Genomic DNA, 18,022 nt, shown 5'->3' with positions numbered 1-18,022 from the left:
CGCCTATGAGTGCCCTGCCTTCCCGCTCCCCCCTGGGCCTGGTCGCCAGTGCCCTGCTGCTCCTGCTCGGCCTGGCCTATCCCTTCGCCGTCTACTTCGGCCTGCAGCACCTCTCGCCACGGCTGTTCGCTGCCGGTCTGGGCGCCCTCTGGGGCCTGCGCCTGCTGCAACCCGGCCTCAACGGCCTGCAGCGCGGCACCGCCCTGGTCGCCCTGGGCTTCTGCCTGCTGCTGGCCCTGAGCGACGCCGCCGTGCTGCTGCGCTGGTATCCGGTGCTGCTCAGCCTCTTCCTGCTGGCAGTATTCGGCCTGAGCCTGCTGCGCGGCCAACCGCTGATCGAGCGCCTGGCGCGGCTGCGCGAACCCGAGCTGCCAGCACGGGCGGTGCGCTACACCCGCAGAGTGACCCAGGTCTGGTGCCTGTTCTTTCTGTTCAATGCGCTCACCGCCGCTGCCCTGGCGCTCTGGGCGCCGCTGGCCTGGTGGACGCTCTATACCGGCGTCATCGCCTATGGCCTGATGGGCCTGCTGTTCGCCGGTGAATGGCTGGTCCGCCAGCGCGTGCGGAGGCTGCCATGACCTTCACCCCTCTCGCCGAGCTGCTGGGCGCCGCGAGCCCGCTGGATGCGGCACTCAAGCAGCGCGCCCTGAGCCTGGCGGCGGCCTTCCAGGCTGGTGGCCTCAGGCGCCTGGCGCTGCACCTGGACGATGCCGAGGACCTGGCCTGCGCCTTGCTCGGTGCCTGGCGCGCCGGCATCGAGGTGATCCTGCCGGCCGACGCCCAGCCCGCCACCCGTGCTCGGCTGATGCCTACGCTCGATGCCTGGCTCGACGATCTTGCCGGCTGGACCGCCGCCGAGCCCCTGGCGCCCGCCGCGCTCGACCTCCACGCACCGCTGCTGACCCTGAGCACCTCGGGCTCCAGTGGCGAACCCAAGCTGATCGCCAAGCAGCTGTTCCAGCTGGCCAACGAGGTCGCTGCCCTGGAGCGCCTCTGGGGCGAGTCTCTGGGCGAGGCAACCATCCTTGGCAGTGTCTCCACCCAGCACATCTATGGCCTGCTGTTTCGCGTGCTCTGGCCGCTCTGCGCCGGTCGCCCCTTCGCCCGCCAGGCGCTGCCCTTCACCGAGGAGCTGCAGCGGGAGACCGCCGCCCTGCTGCGCGCGGGTCGCCGAGCGGTGTGGATCAGCAGCCCGGCCTTGCTCAAGCGCCTGGGCGAGAACCTCGATGACGCCATCCTCGGTCAGGTGGTGCGGGTGTTTTCCTCTGGCGGCGTGCTGCCGGAGGCGGCGGCCACGGCCTGCCAGGCGCGCTTCGGCCAGTACCCCACCGAGGTCTATGGCAGCTCCGAGACCGGCGGCATCGCCTGGCGCCAGGGCCCGCAGCCCTGGCAGGCCTTCGCCGACCTTATCCTGGGCCAGGACGCTGACGGCGCCCTCTGGCTGACCTCACCCTATCTGCCCCAGGGCGTGCGCGAGCAGACCATGGACGGTGTGAGCCTGCTGGGAGACGGTCGCTTCGAGCTGCTCGGGCGTCTGGATCGCATCGTCAAACTGGAAGAGAAGCGCATCGCCCTGCCAGCGCTGGAAGCGCGCCTGCTCGACCATCCCGCCGTCGCCGACGTCCGCCTGGGCGTGGTGCAACAGGGTCGCGCCCTGCTCGGCGCCCTGGTCGCCCTGAGCGAAAGCGGCCTGCACCAGTTGCGCAACGGCGGTCGCCGTGCCCTGGTGGCCGAGTTGCGCGAATACCTGGCCGGCCACTGCGAGGCCATCGCCCTGCCGCGCCGCTGGCGCCTGCTGCTGGCGCTGCCCTACAGCGCCCAGGGCAAGCTAGCCCAGGCCGAGGTGGAGCGGCTGCTGGCCCAGCCACGGCCGGTAGAGATCGAGCCGCTCGGCGTCGAGCAGACCGAGGACGGCTGGCGCCTGGAACTGGAAATCGCCCCGGACCTGGCGTTCTTTTCCGGCCACTTCCCCACGGCGCCGGTGGTGCCCGGGGTGGTGCAGGTCGGCTGGGCCCAGCGCCTGGCCCGTCAGCACCTGGATCTACCCGCAGACTTCGCCGGCATGGAGGTGCTCAAGTTCCAGCAGCTGCTGCGCCCCGGCGATCGGGTGACCCTGACCTTCCACTTCGACGCCACCCGCAGCAAGCTGCACTTCGCCTTTCGCCAGGGCACGGCGGCCTGCTCCTCCGGGCGCATCCTGCTCAAGGAGGCGCAGCCATGAGCTTTCGTGCCTGCGCGGTGATCCCGGTGTTCGACCATGAGCACGCCCTGCCGCTGGTGGTCCAGGCGCTGCGCCAGCGCGCCCTGCCCTGCGTGCTGGTGGACGACGCCTCCAGCCCCGCCTGCGCCCAGGTGATGGACGAACTGGCGACCCAAGCCGACGTCCATCTGCTGCGGCTGCCGGTCAACCAGGGCAAGGGCGGCGCGGTGATGGCCGGACTCGCCGAGGCGCAGCGCCTGGGTTTCACTCATGCCCTGCAGGTGGATGCCGACGGCCAGCACGACCTGGCCGACGTGGCCGCCTTTCTCGCCGAGGCCCAGGCCTATCCCGAGGCGCTGATCTGCGGCTACCCGCAGTTCGACGACTCGGTGCCCAAGGGCCGGCTCTATGCCCGCTACCTCACCCATGTCTGGGTGTGGATCAACAGCCTGTCCCTGGCGATCCGCGACAGCATGTGCGGTTTTCGCGTCTACCCGCTGGCGCCGACCCTGGCGGTGATCCGCGCCGGCGGCCTGGGCAGGCGTATGGATTTCGACCCTGAGATCCTGGTGCGCCTGGCCTGGCGCGAGCAGCCCATGCGCTGGCGGCCGACCCGGGTGCACTATCCGCTGGATGGCCGTTCGCACTTTCGCCTCTGGCAGGACAACGTGCTGATCTCGCGCATGCACACCCGGCTGTTCTTCGGCATGCTGCTGCGCGCGCCTCGCCTGCTCTGGCGCCGGGTGCGCGCGTGAGCGGCCACTGGGCGCAGCAGCGCGAGCGTGGCAGCCCGGTGCTGATGCGCCTCACCGCCTGGCTGGCGCGGCACCTGGGCCGCCGCGCCATCGCTCCGCTGCTGCGGCTGATCGTGCTGTACTTCTTCCTGTTCGGCGCCCGCGCCCGCCGTGGCATCCGCGACTACCAGCAACGCCTGGCCCGCTGGAGCAATCGTCCCGATCTGCAGCCCAGCTGGCGCAGCGGCTATGCCCAGTTCATGGCCTTCGCCGAAGCCCTGCTGGACAAGCTCGACGCCTGGAACGGCCGTCTCGGCCTGGATCAGGTGCAACTGCACGACCCGGATCAGGTGCACAGCCGCATGCACGCCCCGCGCGGCGAGATCCTGGTCACCGCCCACCTGGGCAACCTCGAAGTCTGTCGCGCCCTGGCCCAGCTGGGACGGCGGGTACGGCTCAATGTGCTGGTGCACACCCGCCATGCCGAGGCCTTCAATCGCCTGCTGGAAGAGGCCGGCGCCAGTGACCTGCGACTGATCCAGGTCAGCGAACTGGACCCGGCGGTGATGCTGCAGCTCAACGAACGCCTGGAGCGCGGCGAATGGCTGGCCATCGCCGGTGACCGGGTGCCGCTGCACGGCGGCCGCACCGTCGAGGTGGATTTCCTCGGCGCCCCGGCGCCCTTCCCCCAGGGTCCCTGGCTGCTGGCGCACCTGCTGCGCTGCCCGACCAACCTGCTGTTCTGCCTGCGCGAAGCCGACGGCTACCACCTCTACCTGGAAGATTTCGCCCCGGCCCCGGCCTGGCGTCGCCAGGAGCGCGCTGCCGGCATCCAGGGCCTGGCCCAGGCCTATGCCGAGCGCCTCGCCGCCCATTGCCTCAAGGCGCCGCGGCAGTGGTTCAACTTCTACCCCTTCTGGAGTCGCGATGAACGCTAGTGTTCGCTTTGGTAGCCAGGCCCTCGCCATCGAAGACCTGGTCGCCCTGGCCGAGGGCCGGGCCCAGGCCGAATTGCAGGACGACGTCGCCTTCCGCGACGGCATCGCCCGCGGCGCGCGCTTCGTCGAGTCGCTGCTGGCCCGCGAGGGTTCGGTCTACGGCATCACCACCGGCTACGGCGATTCCTGCGTGGTCGCCGTGCCCCTGGCCCAGGTCGAGGCGCTGCCGCGTCAGCTCTACACCTTCCACGGCTGCGGCCTGGGCCGCCATCTGGATGCGGCGGCGACCCGCGCGGTACTGGCCGCGCGGTTGCAGTCACTGTGCCAGGGCGTCTCCGGGGTGCGCGTCGAGTTGCTCGAACGCCTCACCGCCTTCCTGCGCGAAGACCTCCTGCCGCTGATCCCCGAGGAGGGCTCGGTGGGCGCCAGTGGCGATCTCACCCCGCTGTCCTACGTCGCTGCCGCCCTCTGCGGCGAGCGCCAGGTGCTCTGGCGCAATGAGATACGGGAAGCAGCGGACGTCCATGTCGAGCTGGGCTGGACGCCGCTGGTGCTCAGACCCAAGGAAGCCCTGGCGCTGATGAACGGCACTGCGGTGATGACCGGCCTGGCCTGCCTGGCCTTTTCCCGCGCCGAGTACCTGCTGCGCCTGGCGACGCGCATCACCGCGCTCAACGTGGTGGCCCTGGCCGGCAACCCCGAGCACTTCGATCAGCGCCTGTTCGCCGCCAAGCCCCATCCGGGCCAGGGCCAGGTGGCCGCCTGGCTGCGCGCGGATCTCGCCGCCGAGGGTCCGGCGGCGCCCCTACACCGGTTGCAGGACAGATATTCGCTGCGCTGCGCGCCCCATGTGCTGGGCGTGCTGGCCGACAGCCTGCCCTGGCTGCGCCAGTTCATCGAGACCGAACTCAACAGCGCCAACGACAATCCGCTGATCGACGCCGAAGACGAGCGGGTGCTGCATGGCGGCCACTTCTATGGCGGCCATATCGCCTGCGCCATGGACAGTCTCAAGACCCTGGTGGCCAACGTCGCCGACCTGCTCGACCGCCAGCTCGCCCTTTTGGTGGATGCGCGCTACAACCATGGCCTGCCGGGCAATCTCTCCGGCGCCCCGGCCGAGCGGGCCATGCTCAACCACGGCTTCAAGGCGGTGCAGATCGGCGCCAGCGCCTGGACCGCCGAGGCGCTCAAGGGCACCCTGCCGGCCAGCGTCTTCTCCCGTTCCACCGAATGCCATAACCAGGACAAGGTCAGCATGGGCACCATCGCCGCCCGCGACGCCCTGCGCGTGCTGGAGCTCACCGAGCAGGTGGCCGCCGCCACCCTGCTGGCCGCCCAACAGGGCGTCTGGCTCAGGTGCGAGCAGGGCGGGCAACCGCCCGCGCCCCTGGCCGCCATGCACCGCGCGCTGGGCGAGACCTTCCCGCCGCTGATCGAAGACCGTGCCCTGGAAGCCGAACTGCGCCAGACCCTGACCCTGATTCGCGCGCGCCACTGGAGGCTCTATGCGTAAGACCGGTGCCCTACAGGTCGAGGTGGAGATGCAGATCCCCTTCTTCGACGTCGACATGATGGAAATCGCCTGGCACGGCCATTATGTGAAGTACCTGGAGGTGGCGCGCTGCGCCCTGCTCGACCGCCTCGACCACAATTACCTGCAGATGCGCGACTCCGGCTATGGCTGGCCGGTGATCGACCTGCAGATTCGCTACATCCGTCCGCTGCTGTTCCAGCAACGCGTCCGCGTCCGCGCCGATCTGGTGGAGTGGGAGCATCGCCTCAAGCTCAACTACCTGATCAGCGACGCTGCCACCGGTGAGCGCCTGACCCGCGCCAGTACCGTGCAGGTCGCCGTGGACATGGTCAGCCGCGAGATGCAGCTGGCCTCGCCCAAGGTCTTCATCGACGCCGTGGAGAGGGCCCTGGCATGCGCACGCTGATCGCTCTGCTATTCATCCTGGCCGCGCCCCTGGCCCAGGCCTTCGATCTCGACGACCTGGCCGCCCAGTTGGCGCGCCCCGCGGCGGTCGAGGGCAGCTTCGTCCAGCAGCGCTATCTGCGCGCCCTGCCGCAGCCGCTGACCAGCAGCGGTCACTTCACCCTGGCCCGCGGCCTGGGCCTGCTCTGGCGGCTGGAAAAGCCCCTGGCGCAGACCTATCGCATCACCCCCGGCACCATCGCCAAGCAGACGCCGACGGGTTGGACGCCCTTGCCCGGCAGCGACCTGGCCGCGCGCCAGAGCGCCCTGTTCCTGGCCGTGCTCGGCGGCGATCGCAGCGGCCTGGAACGCGACTTCGAGCTGGCCCTGACCGGCGACGCCAATCACTGGCAGCTGCGCCTGACCCCACGCGGCGCGCTGCTCAAGCAGGTGTTCGACGGCATCCTCATCCAGGGCGGTGCCCTGGTCGAACAGGTGGAGATCCGCGAGACCCAGGGCGACCGCAGCCTGCTCAGGCTGGATGGCCAGCCTGGCGACACCCTGGGCGCCGAGCAGCGCGCGGTCTTCCAGTGACCCGGCTGCAGCGCCCCTTCCTGCTGTTCCTGCTCGCCCTGCTGGCGCTCAGCGCCTGGCAGTGGCGCCACGGGCCGCCAGTGGCTGCCGATCTGCTGGCGCTCTTGCCCCAGGGCGCCGGCGACGCCCTTACCCAGCAGGCCGAGGCGCGCATGGCCGAGCCGCTCAATCGTGAGGTACTCCTGCTGGTGGGTCATCCCCAGCGTGAGCGGGTAGCTGCCCTGGTCGAGCGCCTGGGCCAGACCTGGTCGCGGGAGCCACTGTTCGAAAAGGTGCAATGGCAGCTGACGCCAGATCTGCCTGGCCTGCGCCAGCAACTCCTGGCCAGTCGCCTGGCGCTGACACCGGGGCCGGCGCGCGACGAACTGCTCAAGACGCCCGACAGCTATCTGCAGGCCCGGGCCGCGGCCCTCTTCGATCCCTTCGCCGGCGCCGGCGCCCTGCCCCTGGAGCAGGACTGGTTCGGCCTCGGCCTGCTGGTGCAGCGCCAGCTCACGCCGGCCAGCAAGGTGCAATTCGACGCCGGCAGCGGCCTGCTGCTGACCCAGGGCGACGGCCTGACCTGGGCCCTGATCCGCGCCCGTACCCGCGCCGATGCCTTCGACTTCGATGCCCCGCCACGGGTAGAAGCCCTGATCGAGGCCGCCCGCCGTGAGGTGGTCGCGGATGGCGGTCAGCTACTCGCCGCCAGCGGCCTGAGATACGCCGCCGCCGGCCAGGCCACCGCCAGTCGCGAGATGTCGCTGATCGGCGGCCTGGCCACCCTTGGCACCCTGGCCCTGCTGCTGGGGCTGTTCCGCCGCTGGCGGGTGCTGCTCAGCCTGCTGGCGGTGGGCGTGGCCCTCCTGGCCGGCAGCGCCACCTGCGTGCTGCTGTTCGGCCAGATCAACGCCCTCACCCTGATCCTCGGCGCCAGCCTGACCGGGGTGGCCGCCGACTACCCGCTGCACTACCTGAGCAAGAGCTGGAAGGGTGGCTCCTGGGATGCCACGGCCATCCTGCGCCAGACCCTGCCGGGATTGTCCCTGAGTCTGGCGACCAATCTGCTGGGCTACCTGGCGCTGGCCTGCACGCCCTTTCCGGCGCTGACCCAGGTGGCGGTGTTTTCCGCCGCCGGCCTGATCGGCGCCTACCTCACCACCGTCTGCCTCTTGCCGGCCTGGTGGCAACGCCTGGACCTGGCGCCGCCCGCCGCGCCCCTGAGGCTGATGCAACGCCTGCTCGACCTGCGACTGCGCCTGCTGGCGCGCACCGGCAGCCTGCCGCTACTGCTGGCGCTGCTGGCCTTTTGCGGCGCCGGCGTCTGGCAGCTGCACCTACAGAACGACCTGCGCCTCTGGCTTGGCCAGGACCCGGCCCTGACCCGCGAAGCCCAGACCATCGCCCGCCTTACCGGGCTGCAACCCACCAGCCAGTTCTTCCTGGTGCGCGGGGCGGATGCCGACGAGGTGCTGCGCCGCCAGGCCGCCCTAGGCCAGCGGCTCGACAGCCTGGTCAGTCAGGGCCAGCTGCAGGGCTATCGCGCCCTCAGCGGCCTGGTCGCCCCCGCCGCGGCCCAGGCCGAACTGCGCCAGGCCCTGGCCGGTTGGGGCGAGCGCCTGCAACCCCTGCTGGCGTTAGGCATTCCGGCCGAGGCGCTGGACGCCGAACTCAAGCAACTGCATCAACTACCCGACCTGAGTCTCGACCAGGCCCTGGCCGACCCGCTCGGCGAGCCCTGGCGAGCGCTCTGGCTGGGCCGCACGGCCGATGGCGGCGCGGCCGGCCTGGTCAGCCTGCAAGGGCTGGGCAACGCCCAGGTCCTGCAGACGGTGGCCGAGGGTATGCCCGGCGTGCAGCTGGTGGATCGCCTCGGCGAACTACGCGGGCTGTTCCTCCATACCCAGCGCCTCGCGGTGGAGCTCAAGTTGCTGGCCTCGGCGGCCATCTTCCTGCTGCTGCTCTGGGCTTTCGGTCGCCGTGCGGCGTTGCGTATCGTCTGCCTGCCGCTCCTGGCGGCCCTTGCGGCCCTGGCCTGCCTGGGCTGGTTGGGTCAGCCGCTGACCCTGTTCAGCCTCTTCGCCTTGCTGCTCATCACCGCCATCGGCGTGGACTACGCCATCCTCATGCACGAGGCCATCGGCGGCGCGGCGGTCAGTCTGCTTGGCGGCCTGCTGTCCGGCGTCGGCAGCTGGCTGTCGTTCGGTCTGCTGATGCTCAGCAGCACCCCGGCCATCGCCAACTTCGGCCTGGCCATCAGCCTGGGCCTAGTGTTCAGCTTTCTGCTGGCGCCCTGGGCCTCGCCCCCCGTCTCCCACGAAAAGGACCTTCGTCATGGTTGAACATCATCCTCTAGTCGTCATCGGCGCCGGCCCGGCCGGCGCCGTGGTCGCCGCCCTGCTCAAGCGTCGCGGCCATCCGGTACTGGTGCTGGAAGCCCAGCACTTCCCGCGCTTTTCCATCGGCGAGAGCCTGCTCTCCCACAGCCTGGATTTTGTCGAGGAAGCCGGGATGCTGCCCGCGGTCGAGGCCGCCGGTTTTCAGACCAAGGTCGGCGCGGCCTTCGCCTGGGGCGAGCGCTACACCGACTTCGACTTCCGCGACACCTACAGCGGCGGGCGCAGCACCTTCCAGGTCCAGCGCGGCCCCTTCGACAAGATCCTCGCCGACGACGCCGCGCGCCAGGGCGTGGCGATCCGCTATGGCCAGCGGGTGACCGCCGTGACCCTGGGCGAAGGCGGTGAAAGAACCCGGATCGAGGTGCTGGGCGACGACGGCCAGGCCTATGCGCTGACCACCGACTTCCTGCTCGATGCCAGTGGCTACGGGCGGGTGCTGCCACGCCTGCTGGACCTGGAGGCCCCTTCGGACTTCCCGGTGCGTCGCGCCCTCTTCACCCATGTCGAGGATCGCATCGACGATCCCGGCTTCGACCGCGAACGCATCCTCATCACCACCCATCCGACCCTGCGCGACGTCTGGTTCTGGACCATCCCCTTCAGCGACGGCCGTACCTCGCTCGGGGTGGTGGCCGCCGCCGAGCGCTATGCCGGACGCGCCCCCGATCTCGCCACCTGTCTGCGCGACTGGGTGGCCGAGACCCCGAGCCTGGCCCGGGTGCTGCACAATGCGGTCTGGGATACCCCAGTGCGCGAGCTGGGCGGCTATGCGGCCAACGTCAAGCGCCTGCACGGCCCCGGCTTCGCCCTGCTGGGCAACGCCGCCGAGTTTCTCGACCCGGTGTTTTCCTCGGGCGTCACCATCGCCCTGCGCTCGGCCAGCCTGGCCGCGCCGCTGGTGGATCGCCAGCTGCGTGGCGAGCCGGTGGACTGGGAGGGCGATTTCGCCCGACCGCTCAAGGCGGGCGTCGATACGTTCCGTGCCTATGTGGAGGGCTGGTACGATGGCAGCTTCCAGGACGTCATCTATTTCGAGAACGCCGATCCCGAGATCCGCCGCATGATCTGCGCCATTCTCGCCGGCTACGCCTGGGACCTTCGCAACCCCTTCGTCAAGGAGCCCAAGCGGCGCCTGCGCCTGCTCGTCGAGCTCTGCCAGCTGAATTCGGCCCATCCTGCATGACCCTGCCCCGTCCGTTCGTCTTCGCGCTGGCCTGCCTGCTGCTGCTCGCCGCCTGCGCCAGCCAGCCACCGCTGCCCAGCAGTCCGCCGCCGCTGGCGCGCGCCCTCGTCTACCAGGTGGAACGCCAGACCGCCGAGGGCAATGACGCCTTGCTGCTGGCCATCCAACCGGAAGGCCAGGCCCTGCGCTTTTCCCTGTTCGATCCCCTGGGCGTGCCCCAGGCGCGCCAGCGGCTGCTCGACGGCGCCTGGCACGCCGATGGCCTGCTGCCGCCCAATCCCCGGGCGCGCACCTTCTTCAGCGTGCTGCTGTTCGCCCTGACCCCGGCCGACCAGTTGCCGCGGGCCTATGCCGCGGGCGACTGGCACAGGGCTGCCGACGACAGTCGCACCCTCAAGGACTGGCAGGTGCGCTATCCCGCCGCCGAGCGCCTGGAGCTGGAGGCGCCGGACGGGTCGCGCTATCGCCTGACCCTGCTGCCGGAGTCCGCGCCTTGAGCGCCTACCTGAATGCCCTGGGGCTGCTCTGCGCCTTGGGCCAGGGCAAGGCCGAGGTGGCGCGCGGCCTGTTCGCCGGCGACACGACGGGCATGCAGCCCACCCTGGGCTGGATTCCCGAGCGTGAGCCGCCGGTAGGTACCGTCACCGCCGCGCTGCCGGCCTGGCCAGCGGCCTGGACGCCCTATTTCAGTCGCAACAACCAGCTCCTGCTGGCGGCCCTGACCGAGATCGAGCCTCAGGTGCGCCAGGCCATCGAGCGCCATGGCCCGGCGCGCATCGGCGTGGTGCTGGGCACCAGCACCTCCGGTATTCACGAGGCCAGCCAAGGCATCGCCGTGCACCAGCGCAGCGGTCAGCTGCCCGAGGGTTATCAGTACGCCCAGCAGGAGCTGGTGGCGCCGGCGGATTTCCTCGCCCGCTACCTGGGCCTGAGCGGCCCCTGCTATGGCCTGTCCACCGCCTGCACCAGCAGCGCCCGCGCCCTGCTCAGCGCCCGTCGGCTGCTGGTCCAGGGCCATTGCGATGCCGTGCTCTGCGGCGGCGTCGACAGCCTCTGCGGCCTGACCCTGAACGGCTTCGCCGCCCTCGAAGCGGTCAGCGAGTCGCTGTGCAATCCCTTCTCGGTCAATCGTTGCGGCATCAACATCGGCGAGGGGGCGGCGCTGTTCCTGCTGACCCGCGAACCCGGCCCCATCGCCCTGCTCGGCGGCGGCGCCAGCTCCGATGCCCACCATATCTCCGCCCCCGATCCCAGCGGTCGTGGCGCCGTCCAGGCCATGCAGGCGGCGCTGCGCGCCAGCGGTCTGCAGCCGGGCGACATCGGCTATCTCAACCTGCACGGCACCGCCACGCCACACAACGACGCCATGGAAAGCCAGGCCACCCACCAGGTGTTTCCGGCCGGGGTGCCCTGCTCCTCGACCAAGCCGCTGACCGGCCATACCCTCGGCGCCGCCGGCGCCCTGGAAGCCGCCTTCGCCTGGTTGACCCTGGACCCGCAGCTCAACCCGGCCGGCCAGCTGCCACCGCAGCGCTGGGACGGCCAGGCCGATCCGGCCCTGCCACGCCTGGCGCTGGCCCACGCCGACAGCCGCCTGGATGGCCGCCGCCATGCCATGAGCAACAGCTTCGCCTTTGGCGGCAGCAACGTCAGCCTCATCCTCGGAGCCACGCCATGATCCCCTGGCCCCTCGCCGAGCTGGTGCCCCACGCCGGCGACATGCTGCTGATCGAGGAGATCCTCGTCTGCGACGACCAGGGCATCGAGACCCGCCTGGTGGTACGTCCCGGTCTCTTCACCGACGCCGACGGCGCCCTGCCGGCCTGGATCGGCGTGGAGTTGATGGCGCAGAGCGTGGCGGCCTTCGCCGGCTGCCAGGCGCGCCGCCGCGGCGAGGCTCCGGCCCTGGGTTTCCTGCTCGGCACCCGCCAGTTCGCCTGCGACGTGGCGGCCTTTCCCGCCGGCGGTGAGTTGCGCATCCACGCCCAGCCGGCACTGCAGAACGACGATGGCATGGCCATCTTCGACTGCCATCTGCAGGGTCCTGGCTGCCAGGCCAGCGCCCGCCTGAACGTCTATCGTCCGCCCCGGGCGGATCTGTATCTAGAGGAGCCCGCGCCATGAGCGTTGCCCCCGCCCCGGTCCTGGTGACCGGTTCCAGCCGCGGCCTGGGCCGCGCCATCGCCCTGCGCCTGGCCGCCGCCGGGCACGACCTGGTGCTGCACTGCCGCAGCCGGCGCGAAGAAGCCGAGGCCGTCCGCACCGAGGTCGAGGCCCTGGGCCGCACGGCCCGGGTGCTGCAATTCGACGTCGGCGACCGCGCCGCCTGCGCGGCCATCCTCGAGGCCGATACCGAAGCCCACGGCGGCTACTATGGTGTGGTCTGCAACGCCGGCCTGACCCGCGACGGCGCCTTTCCGGCGCTGACCGGGGAAGACTGGGACGTGGTCCTACGCACCAATCTCGACGGCTTCTACAATGTCCTGCACCCGGTGGTCATGCCGATGATCCGCCGCCGCGCGCCGGGGCGTATCGTCTGCATCACCTCGGTCTCCGGGCTGATCGGCAATCGCGGCCAGGTCAACTACAGTGCCTCCAAGGCGGGGCTGATCGGTGCTGCCAAGGCACTGGCGGTGGAGCTGGCCAAGCGCAAGATCACCGTCAACTGCGTGGCCCCAGGGCTGATCGACACCGAAATCCTCGACGAGCACGTGCCAGTGGACAAGATCCTCGAAATGATCCCCGCCGGGCGCATGGGCACCCCCGAGGAGGTGGCCCATGCGGTGGCCTTCCTGCTCGCGCCCGAGGCCGGCTACATCACCCGTCAGGTGCTGGCGGTCAACGGAGGGCTGTGCTGATGAGTACGCGCCGCGTCGTGATCACCGGGATGGCCGGCGTCACCGCCCTGGGCAGTGACTGGCCGACCATCCGCGACCACTTCCTGGCCGGCCACAGCGGCATCCGCCGCATGGACGCCTGGGATCGCTATACCGAGATGAATACCCGCCTGGGCGGGCCCATCGTCGACTTCCAGGTGCCCGGCCACTGGACGCGCAAGCAGTTACGCAGCATGGGCCGCGTCTCCCAGCTGGCGGTGGCCGCCGCCGAGCGTGCCCTGGCCGATGCCGGACTGCTGAACGATCCCAGCATCGCCGATGGCCGCATGGGCGTGGCCTGCGGTTCCTCCACCGGCAGCACCGACGACATCAAGGCGCTGGCCAACATGCTGCTCAGCGACGCCGCCGTGGGGCTCAACGCCAACACCTATGTGCGCATGATGCCGCACACCGCGGCCGCCAACCTGAGTCTGTTCTTTGGTCTCAAGGGCCGGCTGATTCCCACCTCCAGCGCCTGCACCAGCGGCAGCCAGGGAATCGGCTACGCCTACGAAGCCATCAAGTTCGGGCGCCTGCCGCTGATGCTGGCGGGCGGCGCCGAAGAACTCTGTCCCAGCGAGGCCATGGTCTTCGACACCCTCTATGCCACCAGCCTGCGCAACGATGCGCCCCACACCTCGCCGCGTCCCTACGACCAGGGACGCGACGGCCTGGTGATCGGCGAAGGCGCCGGCATCCTGGTGCTGGAAGAGCTGGAACACGCCCTGGCGCGCGGCGCGCACATCCACGCCGAGATCGTCGGCTTCGGCAGCAACGCCGACGGCCAGCATTCCACCCGCCCCGAACAGGCCACCATGCAGCGTGCCATGGAGCTGGCCCTGGAAGACGCCGGGCTGGCGCCGGAGGCCATCGGCTACGTCAACGGCCACGGCACGGCCACCGAACAGGGCGACATCGCCGAGACCCGGGCCACCCAGGCGCTGTTCGGTTCCCGCATGCCCATCAGCTCGCAGAAGAGCTACCTGGGCCATACCCTCGGTGCCTGTGGCGCCCTGGAGTCTTGGTTCAGCATCGCCATGATGAACGAAGAGCGTTTCGTGCCGACGCTCAACCTCGACGACCTGGACCCCCAGTGTGGCGAGCTGGACTATCTGCGTGACGGACCGCGGACCCTGCGTACCGATCATGTGATGAACAACAATTTCGCCTTTGGCGGGGTCAACACCTCGCTGATCTTCCGCCGCTGGTCCTGATGGCCATTTCCCGAGGTATTCCCATGTTGCGTCGCCTGCTGCTCGTCTCCGCGCTGCTGTTCCTGGCGGCCTGCACCCGCGCGCCCCTGGTGACGCCCCAGGAGGTCTTCCCCGCCGACCGGGTGGAGAACGCCGCCGATGTCCGGCGCGCCATCGTCGACACCCTCGAACGCCGTGGCTGGAGCGTCGGCCAGGAGAGCCCCGGCCTGGTGGTCGCCAGCATCGTGGTGCGCGATCGCCACCAGGCCTGGGTCGACATCCCCTACAGCACCAAGGGCTACCAGATCCGCTACCGCGACAGCGCCGGCCTCGACTACGACGGCGAGCGCATTCATCGCAACTACAACAAGTGGGTCCAGTTGCTCGACGCCGACATCCGTCGTCAGCTGCAGCTGCCGGCCCCCGCTGCCGACGCGGAGTAGCGCTCCGCAGCCTGCGCGATATCGCAGAATGCCGGTCCCCAGGCTGACGGGGCGAGCGTTCTGGGTTAAACAGTCATCCCCCACCACAAGGAAGTCACCATGCGTACCCTAGCCGCCACCCTCGCACTGACCCTGAGCCTGACCACCCTGCTGCCCAGCATCGCCCAGGCCCGCGACACCACCCTGCACCTGCCCTTCGCCGAGGTGGTCCAGGAAGCACTGGCCGCCAAGCGCCTGGACGGCAGCGTGAAGTTCTACCTGGCCGGCAACCCGGTGCCGGGCAAGGCCACGGTGGTCAATTCCAGCATCACCACCAACCAGAAGACCAACGCCTTCAACAAGACCGACGAGGTCGCCTGCCGCTGGGTGCTGCAATCGGCGCTGATCCGCCTGCAGGAAGCGGCCAAGGCCGCCGGTGCCAATGCCGTCACCGACATCACCAGCTACTACAAGAAGAACGAGTGGAGCGATCCCAGCCGCTACGAATGCCACGCCGGCGCGCTCATGGCCGGTGTCGCCCTCAAGGGCAAGCTGGTGATCCTCAAGTAGGTCGGAACGGCGGCGCGTCCGGGCGGGTCTGTCTAGAGACCTACCTGGAGGCCGCCGTTATGCCCCACTTTCGCGTCCACTACCGCAAGGACGGCGAACCCCGCCAGCTCGATCTCGACCATCCGCAGGCGACGCTCGCGCCCCATGAAGCGGCCCTCGCCGTGCTGGAACACCTGCGCGCCGACGCCGAGAACAGCCTGGCCCTGCCGCCTGCCGATGCCCCCGCCGCGGCCATCATGCGGCAAGCCGAAGTGCATGGGTTGACAGATATCAGCGTGGAGGAGCCGGCGTCGTAGGTTGGAGCTGAGCGCAGCGAAGCCCAACGGGCAGGACTGGCGGTGTCTGGCCTCCCTCACCCCAGCCCTCTCCCAGAGGGAGAGGAGGCGGTCTGGTTCAGCGTTGGTTTATGGGCTCATCGCGCCCCTGGCGATCCGCCGATGCGGGTGCTCCGGAAGTCCGATATTTCGCTCATCGCGGCCATGGGCCGCTCCTACAATGACATCTGGACCTGTAGGAGCGGCCCATGGCCGCGATCGGGCGTACTCAACCGTAGCGTGGAAAACCGCGCAGCGTTTTCCACGCTACGGGCTCCGGTACCAACGGTGGATAAGGCCGCACCGTGATCCACCTACCCGTAGGTTGGCGCTGAGCGCAGCGAAGCCCAACACCACCAGACCTTAGCCCAGGAACAACCGGTACGCCGGATTCTCGGTCTCGTCCCAATAGCGATAGCCGATGGCATCCAGGGTTGCCAACAGCTCGCCCCGCTCGGCGTGACTGGCCTCCAGCGCCGCGAATACCCGCCCGTCCGCCGCGCCATGGTTACGATAATGGAACATGCTGATGTTCCAGCGGCCGCCTAGCTTTTCAAGGAAATCGAACAGCGCCCCGGGTCGCTCGGGGAATTCGAAGCGAAACACCTGTTCCTGGTCGACCCGCATGGCATGGCCACCCACGGTGTGGCGGATGTGCAGCTTGGCCAGTTCGTTGTCGGTCAGGTCCAGCACCGGAAAACCCTGGTCGCGTAGTCCCTGCAGCAAGGCCTCACGCGGATCGCGCTGGGGATGGGTCTGAACGCCGACGAAGATATGGGCTTCCTGGCCGGTGTGGTAGCGATAGTTGAATTCGGTGATCTGCCGCCGGCCCAGGGCTTCGCAGAAGGCCCGAAAGCTGCCCGGCCGCTCGGGGATGGTCACGGCGATGATGGCTTCGCGCTGTTCGCCCAGTTCGGCGCGTTCGGCCACGTGTCTCAGGCGGTCGAAGTTGATATTGGCGCCGGAATCGATGGCCACCAGCACCTGGCCGCCACTGCCGGCGCGCTCGGCGTATTTCTTGATCCCGGCCACGCCCAGGGCGCCAGCCGGTTCGGTGATGGAGCGGGTGTCGTCGTAGATGTCCTTGATCGCCGCGCAGATCTCGTCGCTGCTGACGGTGATCACCTCGTCCACATAGCGCCGGCAGATCTCGAAGGTATGGTGGCCGATCTGGGCCACGGCCACGCCATCGGCGAACAGCCCCACCCGCGGCAAGACCACCCGCTCGCCAGCGGCCATGGCCTGCTGCAGGCAGTTGGAGTCATCGGGCTCGACGCCTATGACCCGGATCTCGGGGCGCAGGTATTTCACATAGGCGGCGATACCGGCGATCAGGCCACCGCCGCCCACGGGGACGAAGATGGCGTCCAGCCGGCCCGGATGCTGGCGCAGGATCTCCATGGCCACGGTGCCCTGGCCGGCGATGACGTCCGGATCGTCATAGGGCGGGACGAAGGTGTAGCCCTGCTCCTCGACCAGGCGCAGCGCCTCGGCCAGGGCCTCGGGAAAGGCGTCGCCGTGCAGCACCACCTCGCCACCACGGGACTGCACGCCGATGACCTTGAGCTCGGGCGTGGTGCGCGGCATGACGATGATCGCCCGCACGCCCAGTTCGCGCGCCGCCAGGGCCAGGCCCTGGGCGTGGTTGCCGGCGCTGGCGGCGATCACCCCACGGGCCTTCTCTTCGGTCGAGAGGCTGGCCAGCTTGGTGTAGGCGCCGCGGATCTTGAAGGAAAACACCGGTTGCAGGTCTTCGCGCTTGAGCAGCACCTGGCAGCCCAGCCGCTCGGACAGCGCCCGCGCCGGTTGCAGGGGCGTCTCGATGGCCACGTCGTAGACGGGGGCGAGCAGGGTCTTCTTCACATACTGTTCGAGCATCGGCGGGACGATCCGGTGGGTGCGGCGGGGGCGAAAAGTCTACTACGGGCACTCCCGGGTAGGTTAGCCAGGCCGTCCGAGCGGCTATAATCGGCGACCCTTCACCCGTTTCTCTGCGGATACCCCCATGAATCAGGACCAGCTCAAGCAGGCCGTCGCCCAGGCCGCGGTCGACCTCATCCTTCCCCAGCTCTCCCGCGACAGCGTGGTCGGCGTGGGCACCGGCTCGACCGCCAACTTCTTCATCGACCTGCTGGCCAAGCACAAGCTGGAATTCGACGGCGCCGTGGCCAGCTCCCAGGCCACCGCCGACCGGCTGAAGCGCCACGGCATCACCGTCTATGACCTCAACGGCGTCAGCGACCTGGAGTTCTACGTGGACGGCGCCGACGAAGCCGACGGCCACCTCAACCTGATCAAGGGCGGCGGCGCGGCCCTGACCCGCGAGAAGATCGTCGCCGCGGTGGCGCGCAAATTCATCTGCATCGCCGACGCCAGCAAGCGCGTCGACGTCCTCGGCGAATTCCCGCTGCCGGTGGAAGTCATCCCCATGGCCCGCAGCCACGTGGCCCGCGAGCTGGTGAAACTGGGCGGCGACCCGGAATACCGCGACGGCGTGGTGACCGACAACGGCAACATCATCCTCGACGTGCACAACATGCACATCGTCGATCCGGTGGGCCTGGAGGCCCGGATCAACAACATCGTCGGCGTGGTCGCCAACGGCCTCTTCGCCGCCCGCCCGGCGGACGTGCTGCTCTTGGGCACCGCCCAGGGCGTGGAGCGGTTGGAGCGCAGCTGAGTCTCTACCAGCGGCCAAG

Annotated in this window: 19 protein-coding genes; 18 read left to right on the top strand and 1 reads right to left on the bottom strand. The window is 69.6% G+C overall.

The genetic code is table 11. The features are described from left to right. The first annotated feature begins 5 nt into the window (after positions 1-5). The 17 genes from NRG74_RS20450 (at position 6) to NRG74_RS20370 (ending at position 15,305) form a co-directional block, all read left to right on the top strand. Positions 6-578 (top strand): hypothetical protein, encoded by a 573-nt coding sequence (locus NRG74_RS20450; RefSeq protein ID WP_160921877.1) that lies wholly within the window; start codon positions 6-8, stop codon positions 576-578. Next, on the top strand, positions 575-2,221 hold the full coding sequence (locus tag NRG74_RS20445; protein ID WP_184290153.1) for an AMP-binding protein: 1,647 nt from the start codon (positions 575-577) through the stop codon (positions 2,219-2,221). The genes NRG74_RS20450 and NRG74_RS20445 overlap by 4 nt, the downstream gene beginning before the upstream one ends. Then, on the top strand, positions 2,218-2,955 hold the full coding sequence (locus tag NRG74_RS20440) for a glycosyltransferase family 2 protein (RefSeq protein WP_184290151.1): 738 nt from the start codon (positions 2,218-2,220) through the stop codon (positions 2,953-2,955). The genes NRG74_RS20445 and NRG74_RS20440 overlap by 4 nt, the downstream gene beginning before the upstream one ends. After that, positions 2,952-3,872 carry an LpxL/LpxP family acyltransferase gene (locus NRG74_RS20435; RefSeq protein WP_160921880.1) on the top strand — a complete coding sequence of 307 codons (921 nt, stop codon included), beginning with the start codon at positions 2,952-2,954 and terminating at the stop codon, positions 3,870-3,872. The genes NRG74_RS20440 and NRG74_RS20435 overlap by 4 nt, the downstream gene beginning before the upstream one ends. Further along, the gene (locus NRG74_RS20430) at positions 3,862-5,388 is read left to right on the top strand and encodes an HAL/PAL/TAL family ammonia-lyase (RefSeq protein WP_257705169.1); all 1,527 of its coding nucleotides are present in this window, start codon (positions 3,862-3,864) and stop codon (positions 5,386-5,388) included. The genes NRG74_RS20435 and NRG74_RS20430 overlap by 11 nt, the downstream gene beginning before the upstream one ends. Continuing rightward, positions 5,381-5,815 carry an acyl-CoA thioesterase gene (locus tag NRG74_RS20425; RefSeq protein WP_160921882.1) on the top strand — a complete coding sequence of 145 codons (435 nt, stop codon included), beginning with the start codon at positions 5,381-5,383 and terminating at the stop codon, positions 5,813-5,815. Before NRG74_RS20430 ends, NRG74_RS20425 begins: the two co-directional genes overlap by 8 nt. Next, complete coding sequence (locus NRG74_RS20420; protein WP_184290147.1) at positions 5,803-6,387, top strand: outer membrane lipoprotein carrier protein LolA; 585 nt, start codon at positions 5,803-5,805, stop codon at positions 6,385-6,387. Before NRG74_RS20425 ends, NRG74_RS20420 begins: the two co-directional genes overlap by 13 nt. After that, entirely contained in the window at positions 6,384-8,708 is a 2,325-nt protein-coding gene (locus NRG74_RS20415) for an MMPL family transporter (protein ID WP_184290145.1), read from the top strand. Before NRG74_RS20420 ends, NRG74_RS20415 begins: the two co-directional genes overlap by 4 nt. Then, entirely contained in the window at positions 8,701-9,948 is a 1,248-nt protein-coding gene (locus NRG74_RS20410) for an NAD(P)/FAD-dependent oxidoreductase (RefSeq protein WP_160921885.1), read from the top strand. The genes NRG74_RS20415 and NRG74_RS20410 overlap by 8 nt, the downstream gene beginning before the upstream one ends. Beyond that, positions 9,945-10,445, top strand: a complete 501-nt coding sequence (locus NRG74_RS20405; RefSeq protein ID WP_257705168.1) for a hypothetical protein — start codon at positions 9,945-9,947, stop codon at positions 10,443-10,445. The genes NRG74_RS20410 and NRG74_RS20405 overlap by 4 nt, the downstream gene beginning before the upstream one ends. Continuing rightward, positions 10,442-11,626 carry a beta-ketoacyl-[acyl-carrier-protein] synthase family protein gene (locus tag NRG74_RS20400; protein WP_257705167.1) on the top strand — a complete coding sequence of 395 codons (1,185 nt, stop codon included), beginning with the start codon at positions 10,442-10,444 and terminating at the stop codon, positions 11,624-11,626. The genes NRG74_RS20405 and NRG74_RS20400 overlap by 4 nt, the downstream gene beginning before the upstream one ends. Beyond that, a complete protein-coding gene (locus NRG74_RS20395) occupies positions 11,623-12,072 on the top strand; it encodes a hotdog family protein (protein WP_257705166.1) in 450 nt (149 codons plus the stop codon). The genes NRG74_RS20400 and NRG74_RS20395 overlap by 4 nt, the downstream gene beginning before the upstream one ends. Further along, positions 12,069-12,806, top strand: a complete 738-nt coding sequence (gene fabG, locus NRG74_RS20390) for a 3-oxoacyl-ACP reductase FabG (protein ID WP_064308899.1) — start codon at positions 12,069-12,071, stop codon at positions 12,804-12,806. Before NRG74_RS20395 ends, fabG begins: the two co-directional genes overlap by 4 nt. Further along, positions 12,806-14,038: a beta-ketoacyl-ACP synthase gene (locus NRG74_RS20385; RefSeq protein ID WP_257705165.1), complete on the top strand. Its 1,233-nt coding sequence runs from the start codon at positions 12,806-12,808 to the stop codon at positions 14,036-14,038. The genes fabG and NRG74_RS20385 overlap by 1 nt, the downstream gene beginning before the upstream one ends. 23 nt (positions 14,039-14,061) lie before the next feature. Next, entirely contained in the window at positions 14,062-14,460 is a 399-nt protein-coding gene (locus NRG74_RS20380; RefSeq protein WP_184290133.1) for a hypothetical protein, read from the top strand. Positions 14,461-14,559: 99 nt separating this feature from the next. After that, positions 14,560-15,009, top strand: coding sequence for a hypothetical protein (locus tag NRG74_RS20375; RefSeq protein ID WP_017642739.1), 450 nt, complete (start codon positions 14,560-14,562; stop codon positions 15,007-15,009). 59 nt (positions 15,010-15,068) lie between these two features. Continuing rightward, a complete protein-coding gene (locus tag NRG74_RS20370) occupies positions 15,069-15,305 on the top strand; it encodes a hypothetical protein (RefSeq protein ID WP_017642740.1) in 237 nt (78 codons plus the stop codon). A 381-nt stretch (positions 15,306-15,686) separates the two neighbouring features. On the opposite strand, the gene ilvA is transcribed toward NRG74_RS20370, so the two are convergent. Further along, positions 15,687-17,201 (bottom strand): threonine ammonia-lyase, biosynthetic, encoded by a 1,515-nt coding sequence (gene ilvA, locus NRG74_RS20365; RefSeq protein ID WP_257705164.1) that lies wholly within the window; start codon positions 17,199-17,201, stop codon positions 15,687-15,689. Positions 17,202-17,328: 127 nt separating this feature from the next. Here ilvA and rpiA point away from each other — a divergent pair, with 127 nt between their 5' ends. Continuing rightward, positions 17,329-18,003: a ribose-5-phosphate isomerase RpiA gene (gene rpiA / locus NRG74_RS20360; protein WP_064307602.1), complete on the top strand. Its 675-nt coding sequence runs from the start codon at positions 17,329-17,331 to the stop codon at positions 18,001-18,003. Positions 18,004-18,022 lie beyond the last annotated feature (19 nt).

It is taken from the genome of Pseudomonas oryzihabitans, assembly GCF_024652905.1.
GTDB lineage: Bacteria > Pseudomonadota > Gammaproteobacteria > Pseudomonadales > Pseudomonadaceae > Chryseomonas > Chryseomonas benzopyrenica.
This window is presented reverse-complemented; position numbering and strand designations above follow the sequence as displayed.